At 70.3% G+C, this 12,997-nt stretch carries 15 protein-coding genes; 14 read left to right on the top strand and 1 reads right to left on the bottom strand.

Annotated elements, in window-relative coordinates; translation table 11 throughout:
- A partial coding sequence (locus tag ACK5KK_RS00075; protein WP_416888054.1) for an amidohydrolase occupies positions 1-1,072 on the bottom strand: 1,072 nt, incomplete at its 3' end.
- Between the two features lie 111 nt (positions 1,073-1,183).
- Between ACK5KK_RS00075 and ACK5KK_RS00070 the strand changes: the two genes are divergently transcribed.
- The 14 genes from ACK5KK_RS00070 to rpmG all read left to right on the top strand — a co-directional run bounded on the left by ACK5KK_RS00070 (position 1,184) and on the right by rpmG (position 12,993).
- Positions 1,184-2,314 carry a thiamine pyrophosphate-dependent dehydrogenase E1 component subunit alpha gene (locus ACK5KK_RS00070; RefSeq protein WP_416888053.1) on the top strand — a complete coding sequence of 377 codons (1,131 nt, stop codon included), beginning with the start codon at positions 1,184-1,186 and terminating at the stop codon, positions 2,312-2,314.
- Positions 2,311-3,285: an alpha-ketoacid dehydrogenase subunit beta gene (locus ACK5KK_RS00065; RefSeq protein WP_416888052.1), complete on the top strand. Its 975-nt coding sequence runs from the start codon at positions 2,311-2,313 to the stop codon at positions 3,283-3,285. Before ACK5KK_RS00070 ends, ACK5KK_RS00065 begins: the two co-directional genes overlap by 4 nt.
- Positions 3,286-3,310: 25 nt before the next feature.
- Positions 3,311-4,696, top strand: a complete 1,386-nt coding sequence (locus ACK5KK_RS00060; protein WP_416888051.1) for a dihydrolipoamide acetyltransferase family protein — start codon at positions 3,311-3,313, stop codon at positions 4,694-4,696.
- 40 nt (positions 4,697-4,736) lie between these two features.
- Complete coding sequence (locus ACK5KK_RS00055) at positions 4,737-5,039, top strand: DUF6881 domain-containing protein (protein ID WP_416888050.1); 303 nt, start codon at positions 4,737-4,739, stop codon at positions 5,037-5,039.
- 27 nt (positions 5,040-5,066) lie between these two features.
- On the top strand, positions 5,067-6,059 hold the full coding sequence (locus tag ACK5KK_RS00050; protein WP_416888049.1) for a metal ABC transporter solute-binding protein, Zn/Mn family: 993 nt from the start codon (positions 5,067-5,069) through the stop codon (positions 6,057-6,059).
- Positions 6,056-6,868 carry a metal ABC transporter ATP-binding protein gene (locus ACK5KK_RS00045; protein WP_416888048.1) on the top strand — a complete coding sequence of 271 codons (813 nt, stop codon included), beginning with the start codon at positions 6,056-6,058 and terminating at the stop codon, positions 6,866-6,868. Before ACK5KK_RS00050 ends, ACK5KK_RS00045 begins: the two co-directional genes overlap by 4 nt.
- Entirely contained in the window at positions 6,865-7,770 is a 906-nt protein-coding gene (locus ACK5KK_RS00040; protein ID WP_416888047.1) for a metal ABC transporter permease, read from the top strand. The genes ACK5KK_RS00045 and ACK5KK_RS00040 overlap by 4 nt, the downstream gene beginning before the upstream one ends.
- Before the next feature lie 10 nt (positions 7,771-7,780).
- On the top strand, positions 7,781-8,182 hold the full coding sequence (locus tag ACK5KK_RS00035; RefSeq protein ID WP_416888046.1) for a Fur family transcriptional regulator: 402 nt from the start codon (positions 7,781-7,783) through the stop codon (positions 8,180-8,182).
- Entirely contained in the window at positions 8,169-9,176 is a 1,008-nt protein-coding gene (locus ACK5KK_RS00030; RefSeq protein WP_416888045.1) for a permease, read from the top strand. The genes ACK5KK_RS00035 and ACK5KK_RS00030 overlap by 14 nt, the downstream gene beginning before the upstream one ends.
- Entirely contained in the window at positions 9,169-10,155 is a 987-nt protein-coding gene (locus tag ACK5KK_RS00025; protein WP_416888044.1) for a DUF1980 domain-containing protein, read from the top strand. The genes ACK5KK_RS00030 and ACK5KK_RS00025 overlap by 8 nt, the downstream gene beginning before the upstream one ends.
- On the top strand, positions 10,145-11,539 hold the full coding sequence (locus ACK5KK_RS00020; RefSeq protein WP_416888043.1) for a hypothetical protein: 1,395 nt from the start codon (positions 10,145-10,147) through the stop codon (positions 11,537-11,539). The genes ACK5KK_RS00025 and ACK5KK_RS00020 overlap by 11 nt, the downstream gene beginning before the upstream one ends.
- Positions 11,536-12,195 (top strand): DNA-3-methyladenine glycosylase, encoded by a 660-nt coding sequence (locus tag ACK5KK_RS00015; protein WP_416888042.1) that lies wholly within the window; start codon positions 11,536-11,538, stop codon positions 12,193-12,195. The genes ACK5KK_RS00020 and ACK5KK_RS00015 overlap by 4 nt, the downstream gene beginning before the upstream one ends.
- Before the next feature lie 391 nt (positions 12,196-12,586).
- On the top strand, positions 12,587-12,823 hold the full coding sequence (gene rpmB, locus ACK5KK_RS00010; RefSeq protein ID WP_416888041.1) for a 50S ribosomal protein L28: 237 nt from the start codon (positions 12,587-12,589) through the stop codon (positions 12,821-12,823).
- Positions 12,823-12,993, top strand: a complete 171-nt coding sequence (rpmG, locus tag ACK5KK_RS00005) for a 50S ribosomal protein L33 (protein WP_036301131.1) — start codon at positions 12,823-12,825, stop codon at positions 12,991-12,993. Before rpmB ends, rpmG begins: the two co-directional genes overlap by 1 nt.
- Positions 12,994-12,997 lie beyond the last annotated feature (4 nt).

Raw genomic sequence — 12,997 nt, 5'->3', positions numbered from 1 at the left:
CGCCCCAGAACCAGAACACCAGTGGGACCCCTGCCTTGCGGGCGAACCACGACACGTCCTCGCTGCCGGTGAACATGCCCGGATCGACCACGGTGCCCGCGCCGAACTCCCCGTCGAACGCGGCGGACAGCCGTGCGGTCGCGGCGGCGTCGTTGATGGTGGGCGGCAGAGTGTGATCGATCGCGATCACCGGGTCTTCCTCGGCGCCGGATGCCGCCGCCTCTGCCCGCACGATCCGCTCGACACGGGCCATGATGTTCTCCCGCGCGACGTCGTCGGGGTAGCGCAGGCTCAGCTCCAGCTTCGCCTCGGCGGGGATGATGTTGTTCTTCAGCCCGGCGTGGATCGACCCCACCGTGACGACCCCCATCTCGCGCGGGTCGATCTCGCGCGAGACCACGGTCTGCAAACGCATGACGGTGGCCGCCGCCATCACGACCGGGTCGATCGTGGCGTGCGGCCGCGATCCGTGTCCGCCGCGGCCGTGCAGGGTCACCGTGAGACCGTCGGATGCCGCCATCTGCGTTCCCGGCCGCACCCCGATCGTGCCGGCTGGGAGCGGTGTGAGGTGCTGGCCCAGCACGATGTCCGGCCGCGGGAAGCGGTCCAGCACCCCGTCGGCGATCATGGCGAGCGAGCCGGCGCCGTGCTCCTCGGCGGGCTGGAACACCGCGACGATCGTGCCCGACCACCGCTCCCGCGTGTTCGTGAGCTGTTCCAGTGCCCCCAGCAACGCCGTCACATGCATGTCGTGCCCGCACGCGTGCATGACGGGCACGTCGGTGCCGGCCGGGTCGATGCCCCGCGCCGCGCTGGCGTAGGGGAGCCCGGTCTGCTCGGCCACCGGCAGGGCGTCCATGTCGGCGCGCAGCCACACGACCGGTCCGTCGCCGTTGCGGATGACGGTCACCACGCCGGTGCGGCCGACGCCCTCCTCGAACGTCAGCCCCAGGGCGGCGAGCTCGCGCGCGACCACTCCGGCCGTGCGGGTCTCTTGAAACGACAGCTCGGGGTGGCGGTGCAGGTCGAGGTAGAGCGCTTCGAGATCGAGGGGGGAACGCGGCTCGGGCATGCTTCGAGCCTACGCGGCGCACCGGGGGTTGTGCGGGCGGAACCGGGATCGCGGGCATCCCTTGTGCGCGGCATGCAGAATCCCGCATGCGGTCCGCGCTACCGTGAAGGAATGACGTCGGTGGAAGACCCTGCCCTCATTCGCGTCCTCGCCGCCGATGGGACCTATGCGCCGACGCCCGAAGCGGAACGGTTCCTGCCGCTCATCGAGGCGCTCGGCGACGCCGACCTCGAGACCTTCTACCGCGACATGGTGGTCGTGCGGGCCTTCGACCGGCAGGCCACCAACCTGCAGCGTCAGGGTCAGCTCGCGCTGTGGCCGCCGTCCCTCGGGCAGGAGGCCGCCCAGGTCGGCTCGGTGCGCGCTGCCCGGCGGCAGGACCACCTGTTCCCCTCCTACCGGGAGCACGTGGTGTGCACGACGCGCGGCGTCGACCCGATCGACATCATCCGCCTGATGCGCGGCATGACCCACGGCGGCTGGGACCCCACCGACCCGAAGAACGGCAACACACGGCTGTACACGCTCGTGCTGGGCGCCCAGACGCTCCACGCGTCGGGGTTCGCGATGGGTCTCGCGTTCGACGGCAAGTGCGGCACCGGCGACGCGGATACCGACGAGGCCGTCATCGTCTACTACGGCGACGGCGCCTCCAGCCAGGGTGACGTGCACGAGGCGATGGTCTTCGCCGGCAGCTATCGCACACCCCAGGTGTTCTTCCTGCAGAACAACCACTGGGCGATCTCGGTGCCGGTGAGCACGCAGGCCCAGGCCCCGCTGTCGCAGCGCGCCGGCGGGTACGGCATGCCCTCGTTCCGCGTCGACGGCAACGACGTGCTGGCCAGTTTCGCGGTGACCCGGCGTGCGCTCGACGAGGCCCGCGCCGGGGACGGACCGCGCGCGATCGAGGCGGTCACCTACCGCATGGGTGCCCACACGACCAGCGACGACCCCACCAAGTACCGCACCTCCGCCGAAGAGGAGGACTGGGCCGGCCGCGACCCGATCGCCCGCATGCGCGCCTACCTGCGCGGGCGTGGCGCGACCGACGCGTTCTTCGACGAGGTGGATGCCCAGGCGCAGGCCTACGCCGACGACGTCCGCACCCGCACGAACCAGCTCGGCGACGTGCCGGTATCGCTGATGTTCGACCATGTCTACGCGGCGCCGCATCCGCTCGTCGAACAGGAACGGCAGTGGCTCGACGGCTACGAGGCGACGTTCGAGGGGGAGCAGGCATGAGCTCGATGCCATTCAGCCGCGCCCTCAACGCGGGGCTGCGTGCCGCGATGACCGCGAACGACCACGTCGTGCTGATGGGGGAGGACATCGGGAGCCTGGGCGGTGTCTTCCGGGTCACCGAGGGGCTGCAGGCCGAGTTCGGTGACCGGCGGGTGCTCGACACGCCGCTGGCCGAATCCGGCATCGTGGGCACGGCGATCGGGCTGGCGATGGCGGGGTTCCGGCCCGTGTGCGAGATCCAGTTCGACGGGTTCGTGTTCCCCGCGTTCGACCAGATCACCTCGCAGCTGGCCAAGATCACCAACCGGCACGAGGGTGCGATCCAGATGCCGGTCGTCATCCGTATCCCCTACGGTGGCCACATCGGCGCCGTGGAGCACCACCAGGAGAGCCCGGAGGCCTACTTCGCGCACACCCCCGGGTTGCGGGTGGTCTCGCCGTCGACGCCGAACGACGCGTTCTGGATGATCCAGGACGCGATCGACTCGCCCGACCCGGTGATCTTCCTGGAGCCGAAGGCGAAGTACTGGTTGAAGGGCGAGGTCGACACCGCCGAGCGTGCGCTCCCGTTGCATGCGTCACGGCTGGTGCGGCGCGGCACCGACGTGACGTTGGTGGGGCATGGCGCGATGGTGACGACGCTGCTGCAGGCGGCGGCGCTCGCCGAAGGGGAGGGCACCTCGTGCGAGGTGATCGACGTGCGGTCGCTGTCGCCGGTGGACTACGGGCCCATCCTCGACTCAGTGCGGCGCACCGGCCGGATGGTCTACGCGCAGGAGGCACCCGGGGTCGCGTCGGTCGGGTCGGAGATCGCGGCGACCGTCATGGAGCGGGCGTTCTTCGCGCTGGAGGCCCCGGTGCTTCGGGTGTCGGGCTTCGACACCCCGTTCCCCCCGGCCAAGCTGGAGGGGATCTACCTGCCCGATCCCGACCGCATCCTCGAGGCCGTTGACCGCGCCCTCGCCTATTGAGAACGCACCGTCGACAGGAGCCGAGATGAGCACCCAGACCTTCCACCTGCCGGACGTCGGCGAGGGGCTGACCGAGGCCGAGATCGTGCAGTGGCGGGTCGGCCCGGGCGATGCCGTGGCCGTCAACGACGTGATCGTTGAGATCGAGACGGCGAAGTCGCTCGTCGAGCTGCCGTCGCCGTTCACCGGGACGGTTGCCGAACTACTGGCCGAGGAGGGGGCGACCGTCGAGGTGGGCGCGCCCATCATCACGATCACGGGGGATGCCGCGACCCCCGACGCCTCTTCGGGGCTGTCCGCGCACGGTGAGAAGCACGCCGAGCCCGAGGCCGCCGGGGCGGTGCTGGTCGGGTACGGCACCGGCGGGGCGGCGACCTCGCGTCGGCGCAAGCCCGCTGAGCGCCCGGTGCGGGCATCGGTCGGCGTGGTCGCCAAGCCTCCGATCCGAAAGCTCGCCCGCGACCTCGGCGTCGATCTGGCGCAGGTGACCCCGACCGGGGCCGACGGGGAGGTGACTCGCGAGGACGTCATGAGTCACGCGTCGCAGGCGTCGGTGTTCCGCAACCTCGCCACTCCCGACCAGCCCGCCGAGCGGGAGCAGACCATTCCGGTGCAGCGGGACGTGGCCGCCACTGCCGTGGCGCCGCCGGTTCCCGGGCCGGCGATGGCCGGGCAGCGTCCGGTGGAGCAGGTGCCGTTGGACGAGGCGCGCGAAGAGGCGATCCCGGTCAAGGGCGTGCGCAAGGCGACGGCCTCGGGCATGGTGCGGTCGGCCTACACGGCGCCGCACGTGTCGGTGTGGACGGATGTCGATGCCAGCCGCACGATGGAGCTCGTCAAGCGGTTGAAGGCCTCGCCCGACTTCGCCGACATCAAGGTCTCGCCGCTTTTGATCATGGCCCGCGCCGTGATCTGGGCGGTGCGGCGCACCCCGCTGATCGGGGCGGCCTGGATCGACAACGAAGACGGCTCCGCCGAGATCCGGGTGCGCAACTACGTCAACCTGGGGATCGCCGCGGCCACCCCCCGCGGACTCCTGGTGCCCAACATCAAGGACGCGCAGGACCTCAACATGCGCGAGCTGGCCAAGGCGCTCGAGAAGCTGACGTTCACCGCTCGCGAGGGCAAGACGTCGCTGGCCGACCAGCAGGGCGGCACGATCACGATCACCAACATCGGTGTGTTCGGGATGGATGCCGGTACCCCCATCATCAACCCGGGGGAGTCTGGCATCGTCGCGATGGGCACGATCCGCCAGAAGCCTTGGGTCGTCGACGGCGAGGTGCGGCCCCGCTGGGTGACCACGGTGTCGGGGTCGTTCGACCACCGCGTCATCGACGGCGACGGCATGAGCCGGTTCATCGCCGACATCGCCGCGGTCTTGGAGGAGCCGGCCCTGTTGTTGGACTGAGCACCCAGACGCCGCCGAGGGGGCCTGGGATCATCGTGGTGTGTCCCTCAGCTATTTTCAGCGCGTTCGTTGGCTTTCCGCACAGCCGACTGATCCCGTCGTCTTGTGGTCACATGTCACCGACCACTGGGAAGTGCGGAAGGTTGATGAGTTTGCCGACGGGCGACTTGTCTGGGCGGACAGCGACCACGAGAACGGCGGCACGCGGCTGAGCACTGTTCCGATGCCGTCGATCGCCCTGATCGCAAGCGATCCGGAGTTCAGCGTCGAGGTGATCGACGAGGACGCCTTCGAGCGCGCCTGGCAACGTGCGCGCCACGCTCCAGGCCAAATTTGGGAATGATTATCACTCGGGGTTAGAGTGCTGGGCATGTCGCGTCGTCTTGCTTTGCCTGTTCTCGTTCTTGGTGGTTCCGCGCTCGTGTTGGCGGGGTGCGCGACCGACACGACCGGCGGTGACACGATGTCGGATGCGGGTGATGACGGCATCCGGGTCGTCGCCTCGACGAGTGTGTACGGTGACATCGTCGCGGCCATCGCCGGCGACCGCGTCGAGGTGACCTCGATCATCGCATCGGCGGCGCAGGACCCGCACTCGTTCGAGCCTTCCGCGCAGGACCAACTGGTCGTGTCGGAGGCCGATCTCATCATCGAGAACGGCGGCGGGTACGACGGATTCTTGGAGAGTCTCATCGCCTCCAGCGGGACGGATGCCGAGGTCATCACGGCCGTGGAGTACTCGCACGACTACCCCGGCAACGCGGGCCACGACGACCACGACCACGACGAGGACGACCACGCCGACGAGGACGACCACGCCGGGCACGACCACATCGAGGGCTTCAACGAGCACGTCTGGTACGACCCGCACACGATGGCCTACGTCGCGGAGGAGATCGCTGACCACCTGACCGAGCTCGACCCGGCCGGCGCCGACGTCTACTCCTCGGGTCTGGCGGACTTCACCGCCGGCATCGAGGATCTTGAGGCCGAGTTGGGCAAGATCGACGACGCCCACGCTGGCGCCGAGGTCTTCGTCACCGAGCCGGTTCCGCTGTACCTGACGGAGGCGGCCGGACTCGTCAACGCGACCCCGTCCGCGTTCAGCGAAGCTGTCGAAGAGGGGCAGGACGTGCCCCCGGCGACGTTGCTCGAAGCGACCACCATCCTCGAAACGGGAGACGTGTCGGTTCTCATCGTCAACGCCCAGACCGGTGGTGCCGAGACGGATGCCGTCATCGACACCGCAACCGCCGCGGCAGTGCCGGTGCTCGAGTTCACGGAACTGGTCCCCGACGGCGACACGTACCTGACCTGGATGCAACAGAACATCGCCGACCTTGCCGATACGCTGACTCAGTGACCGGCCCGGCCCCGCTACACATTCGCGGTGCCGCGCTGCGCCGCGGCGGGCGAGAGCTGTGGAGCGGGCTCGACCTGGAGGTCGCGCCGGGAGAACTGATCGCCGTGCTCGGGCCGAGCGGGTCGGGCAAGACGACCCTGTTGCGCGCGGTGCTCGGGCTGGAGCACCTCAGCGAGGGCGCCATCTCGGTCCTGGGCGAACCGGTGCACCGCCGCGGCAACCGGCGGGTGGGCTACTTGCCGCAGGCGCGCCCACTCACCTCCGAGACCGCGATGCGCGGGCGCGACCTGGTCGCGCTCGGCGTCGACGGACACCGTTTCGGCCTCCCCATCCCGCGACGCGGCGAGCGGGCGAAGATCGACCGGCTGCTGGATGAAGTCGGTGCCAGCTCCTACGCCGACAAGCCGATCGGGGTGCTCTCCGGCGGGGAACAGCAGCGTCTTCGGGTGGGGCAGGCGCTCGCCGACGACCCGCGGCTCCTGCTGTGCGACGAACCTCTCACCAGCCTCGACTTGGCCAACCAGCAGGCCGTGGTTCGCTTGATCGACGGCCACCGGAAGACCGGCGCGGGTGTGCTGCTGGTCACCCACGACATCAACCCCGTGCTGGGCATGGTAGACCGCATCCTCTACATCGCTGGCGGCCGCTTCACCCTGGGCGCGCCCAAAGATGTGCTCACCTCGCCGGTGCTGACCGACCTGTACGGCGCCCCCGTCTTCGTACTGAGTGCCGGCGAGCGTCTGGTCGTCGTCGGTGCACCGGATGCCGAGGAGTCCTCACACCATCACCACGACGTGGCTCTCGCATGAACGTCGACGACATCCACGACGCCATGTTCGGGGGCCTCGCGCACTATCCCGAGATCCTCGCCCTGGTAAGCAACTCGGTGTGGGCCGGGGCGGTCCTGGGCCTGGTCGGTGGACTCGTCGGCGTGTTCATCATGCAGCGCGACATGGCGTTCGCGGTGCACGGCATCAGCGAGCTCTCCTTCGCGGGGGCCGCGGCGGCGCTGCTCATCGGCGCGGACGTGCTGACCGGGTCGATCGTCGGCTCGCTGGTCGCGGCCGGACTCATCGGGTGGCTGGGTGCGCGGGCCCGTGACCGCAACTCGATCATCGGGGTGCTGATGCCGTTCGGGCTGGGGCTGGGCATCCTTTTCCTGTCGCTCTACGACGGGCGCAGCGCGAACCGGTTCAGCCTGTTGACCGGCCAGATCGTGTCGGTGCAGTCGGCGCAGCTCGGCTGGCTCATCGGCATCTCCGCGTTCGTGCTGGTCGCCCTCCTCGTGATCTGGCGCCCCCTACGCTTCGACTCGCTCGACCCGCAGTCCGCCGCCGCGCGCGGCGTACCCACGGTGGCCGTGTCGCTGGGGTTCATGCTCCTGCTCGGCCTCACCGTCGCCGCCGCGGTCCACATCATCGGCGCACTGCTGGTGATGGCGCTGCTGGTCACCCCGGCGGCCTCGGCGATGCGGGTCACCTCGGGACCGGTGCGGGTACCGCTGCTGTCGGCGCTGTTCGGGGTCGTCGCCGCCGTCGGCGGCATCCTGCTGGCCGTCATGGGCACGCTGCCGGTGAGCCCCTACATCACGACCATCTCGTTCCTCATCTACCTCGCGTGCCGCGTGATCGGCGCGCGGCGCGGCCGGGTGCTCCGCGCGCGGAGCGGTGCGTCGCCGCGCACCCAGGCGATTCCGACGCGCCTTGGCTAGAATCACCGCCATGGCTCAGCGCAACACCTGGCAGCGTGACCGCGTCCGCACGGCGCTCAGCGACGCGCAAGGATTCATCTCGGCGCAGGATCTGCACGCCGCGCTCCGTGACGAAAACACCGGCATCGGACTGGCGACCGTCTACCGGGCGCTCGCAACGCTCGCCGCTGCCGGCGAGGCGGACCAGCTGCAGAGCCCCGACGGCGAAGCGATCTATCGGGCCTGCGAGAGCCGCGGGCACCACCACCACCTGATCTGCCGGTCGTGCGGACGTACGGTGGAGATCCAAGCCCACGACGTCGAACAGTGGGCGCGGCGCACCGCATCCCAGCACGGGTTCACCGAGGCCGAGCACGTCATCGACATCTTCGGGCTCTGCCCGGAGTGCGCCCTCGCCCGTGACGCGGACTGACCCGGGTTCTCTCCGACGGGACGGCACCCGTTCCGTCGTTGCCGCAGGAATCGGCGTCGTGGTGGTCGGCGCCCTCGTTGGGCTGGCGGCGCTCGCGCCGGGGCCGGTACTCCCCACGCGGCTGCAGGACGGTCTGACGCTCTCGCTCAGCGTGCTGATCGAGTCGCTGCCGTTCGTCGTGCTGGGCGTGCTGCTGTCCATCGCGGTGCAGGTATGGCTGCCGCCGGGAGTCCTCGAACGGTGGATGCCGAAACGCGCATGGGCTCGCCGTGCGGTGCTGGCGCTGCTGGGCATGTTCATCCCGGTGTGCGAATGCGGCAACGTACCGTTCGCGCGCGGTCTCATGATGCGGGGATTCTCGGTACCCGAAACCCTGACGTTCCTCATTGCCGCGCCGATCGTGAACCCGATCGTGATCATCACGACGCACCAGGCGTTCGGGTTCGACGACGGCATCCTGGTGGCGCGCCTCCTGGGTGGGTACGCGATCGCGAACCTCGTCGGCTGGTTGTACAGCCGACACACCGACCCTGACGCCCTGATCACCGACCGGTTCCGTGCCGCGTGCGCGGTCGCCGAAGCCGACAGCGCAGGCCGGGGGCGGCGGAGTCTGGTGCAGTTCGTCATCGAGCTGAGGGCCGTTATGCCGGCCCTCGTCATCGGTTCTGCGCTGGCGGGCGCGGTGCAGGTGCTGGTTCCCCGCGACACCCTGCTGGCGATCGGGTCGAACCCGGCCCTGTCGATCGTCGCGATGATCGCCCTCGCGATGGTCGTGTCGATCTGTTCCAACGTCGACGCGTTCTTCGCGCTGTCGTTCGCGTCGACGTTCACACCCGGCTCGATCGCGGCGTTCCTGCTGGTCGGACCGCTGATCGACGTGAAGATGCTCGCCCTGCTGCGCACAACCTTCCGCACTCGCACCCTGGCCGGGCTCATCGTCATCGTCCTGTTGTCGGCGGTCGTCGTCGCCGTGGTGGTGAACCTCCTTGCGTAGCGCGCTGGTGACCCGGCTGCTGGGTGTGGGCCTGAGCAGCGCCATCGCCGCCATCACCATCGCCCTCGCGCTCAGCGGCCGGCTCGCCTTGTACATCAACCCGGACGCCGCTTGGTTCGCCGTGGCGATGAGCGTGGTCGCGTTGCTCGGTGCGGTGGCCTCGTTCGCCCTCCCGCTCGGCGCCGAGGCCGACCACGGCCACGACCACGGCCTGCCGATGCCCGCCGCGGGCGTGGGAGCCGCCGCGTCGCGTGCCATGGACGAGCCTGGGTCTGCTGTCCCACCGCATGCCGCGGGCGCGCGCCACGCGACATCCGCGTCTGCCGCCGACCGCGCCGAGCACGCGGAGCTCGACGCCGACGTCGTGCCGGCGACCCGCCGCGCCCTGCGAGAAGCGCGGGCGGGTGCGGCGAGGCACTCGGTGCCGGTCGCCGCCGTACCAGTACCGGATTCCGGCGCAGTGCACCAGCATCCGCCGCGCCGGGCCATGTCGCCGGCCGTGCTCGCAACGGCGACCGGAGGCGTGTTGGCGACCGGCGTCGTCGTGTCCATGCTGATCACGCCACCCGCCGTGCTCTCGCCGCAGCTGGCGATGAGCCGCGGCGCCGGTGCCACGCTGTTCGCCGACGCCGACACGGTGCAGCTCGCGGCCACCGGTGACACGGCGTCATTCGGCGTCGGCGACTGGTCGACCGTGTTCGCGACCGCCACCGACCCGGAGGCGTTCGCAGGGACACCGGTGACCCTCACTGGCTTCGTCACGGAGGCCGACCGCGGATTCGCGCTCACGCGGATGGTCGTCACCCACTGCGTCATCGACGCCCAGCCGGCCTCGCTCCCGATCGCGGCCGATCGCGCCCCCGAGGTCGGCGAATGGGTCACCGTCACCGGTACCGTGCGCGACGTGGACGGGGTCCTGCGCATCGAAGGCGACGAGATCGAGGTCGTCGACGAACCGAAGGAGCCGTATGAGTACTGAGCGGCCCGGCGCCGGGCGGGCCGCCCGCTTTGGCCGCACCTTCGCCGTCGTCGCAGTCCTGCTCGCCGCGGTCGGCCTCGGTGGGGCGGCCGTCACCACGGCGCAGGGACCGCGCGTGACACACATCGAGGTCGACCCCGCCACGTCGATCACCGTGTCCGGATCGCGCGTCATCCTGACCCTCACACAGGCGGTCGCCGACGTTGCGCCCGAACAGGTCACCGTCACTCCGGATGCCGGGTTCCGCATCGACACGGCCGGTCGCAGTATCGGCATCCGGTTCGACCAGCCCCTGTGGGACGAGACCGAGTACACGATCCGCATCGACGGCGTCGAGGCGCTCGGCGGGGGGCCGGTCGGCCGCGTCGAGGAGGCTTTCACGACGCCCGCGCTGCAGACGTTCCTGCTGCGGCGCGGCGGCGAGGACGATGACGACACGATCTTCCGCACCGACCTGACCGGGTCGACGGCGGTTCCCGTGTACACCGACGAGCACATCGAGGACTACCGGGCCACCGGCAGCCATCTCATCGTCAGCACGGTCGACGAGGACGGGCTGTCGCACCTGGTGGTGACCGATCTCGACGGGGAGAGCCCGCGCGAACTCGCCCTGCCCGGTGACGGCTACGTCGCCGACCTCCAGGCCGCCGACCGCGGCGCCCGGATCGGATACACCTTCAGCGACGCCGACATCGGTGCCGACCACGGGCGGGAGAGCGTGCTGTACACGACCTCGCTGACCGATCCGGATGCCGCGCCGGTCGCCTTCGAGCGCGCCGCGGAGGCTCGCACCGTGCAGTGGCGGTTCGTTCCCGGAACCGATCGGGTGCTGATCATGACCTTCGACGGCGCGCTCACCCTCGCCGCCCCCGACGGCGCCGAACCGGTGGCCCTCGGCAGCGCGGTGAGCATCCACGGCATCGCCGAGGGCTCCACGGTGGCGTTCCTCGATACGGTGACCGGGCCGATTGGGATGAACCTGACGACGACCGACGAAGAGCCGCTGGCGGAGACCGGCCCCGAGCGGGGACAGACCGGCGCGGTCGTCCCGGTTCCCGGCGGCGATACTCTGCGCGTGCTGTCCACGCTCGACGGGTTCACTGTCACCTCTACCGAGGCGGCGCTCGTCGATCCCGCAGGGCAGACCCGCAGCGTGTTCTCGGTCGCCCCAGAGGACGCACTGCTGCACACGTGCGTCTCCCCGAGCGGCAGGTACGCGGCGTTCCTGGTCGCGCCGGGCGCGGTCGACAACCCCTACGACGGATATCAGCTGCCGTTGCCGGGCCGGGTGCAGACCCACATCGTGGCACTCGCTGACGGCGGCGAACTGGTGGCGCTGGACGGGTTCGACATCTCGTGGTGCGAAACGGCGCCGAGCCCGTGAGCAGGTTGATCCCTGCCACTCGCGGCGCGCTCGCGGGGCTTCCCGTCGAGGTCGCCCCGCGTCTGCTGGGCGGGGTGCTGCGCACCCGGATCGACCAGGTGACAGTCGCGGTGCGGCTCACCGAGGTGGAGGCGTATCACGGTCGCGGCACCGGGGAACGCCCCGACCCCGGTTCTCACGCACGGATGGGTCCGACGGCCCGCAACGCCACGATGTGGGGCGAGCCGGGGCACCTGTACGTGTACCTCAGCCACGGTATCCACTCGTGTGTCAATGTCGTCTGCGGGCTCGCCGGGGTCGCCGGAGGAGTGCTGCTGCGCGCCGGCGAGGTCGTCCAGGGGGAGCATGCCGCGACCGCCCGCCGCCCCGCGGCCCGGTCCGCCCGGGAGCTCGCGCGCGGGCCCGGCAACCTCGGCGCGGCGGTGGGTCTGCGGCATCCGGTCCACGACGGCATCGATGCCGTCTCGGGCATCCCGCAGGCGCGGGCGATCGCGCGGCTCGAGCTGCCCGACGAGCCGCTGGCCGACGTGGCGACCGGCCCCCGGGTCGGGGTGGCGGGCCGCGCCGGGACGGCGGCGTTCCCGTGGCGATTCTGGATCGCCGGCGACCCCACCGTCTCCCCATTCCGCTGGGGTCGCGGCGCCGCCGACGCCTGACCCCCCGCCCCCCTCGAGCCCCGCCCCCCTCGAGCCCCGCCCCCCGGGCCGCGTGGTGGCAGACCTCCCCGCGGTGCGCGCTGCTGATCCACGCCGCGAACCGCCACGTCCGCGAAACGACAGTGGGGCTATCGAGACCGCGCGGAAAACGCGCTGGCTCGATAGCGCGGCTGCGGTCTCGCGGTGGTGGGCGGCGCCGGGAAGCTGGCGGGGGGCGTGGGGCGTGGAGGGCGGGGCGTGGTAGGGTAGGGGTTTGTCTGCGTGCACTCCAGCGCGCAGTACGCATGCCACCACGACAGATCGGCCGGACACGGGCGGATGCCGGGCGGGATGCAGACAAGGGATCTTGGGTGGGGCCGTCCGGTTCCACGGTACAGAAGGAGACATCACCATGGCAGCTGTGTGCCAGGTGACCGGAGCGGTTCCCGGCTTCGGTCACAACATCTCGCACTCGCACCGCCGGACGAAGCGCCGCTTCGACCCGAACGTGCAGCGGAAGACCTATTTCGTTCCGTCGCTCGGTCGCAAGATCACGCTGAACGTGTCGGCCAAGGGCATCAAGGTCATTGACGCCCGCGGCATCGAGTCGGTCGTGAAGGACCTCATCGCGAAGGGTGTGAAGCTCTAATGGCGAAGAAGTCGCAGGACGTCCGTCCCATCATCAAGCTGCGGTCGACCGCCGGCACGGGGTACACCTACGTGACGCGCAAGAACCGCCGCAACAACCCCGACCGCATCGTGCTGAAGAAGTACGACCCGGTCGTCCGCAAGCACGTCGAATTCCGAGAGGAGCGCTGATCCA

Source organism: Microbacterium sp. (genome assembly GCF_047972865.1).
Lineage (GTDB): Bacteria > Actinomycetota > Actinomycetes > Actinomycetales > Microbacteriaceae > Microbacterium.
The sequence above is the reverse complement of the archived record's forward strand: the minus strand, read 5'-3'. Positions and strand labels throughout refer to the sequence as shown.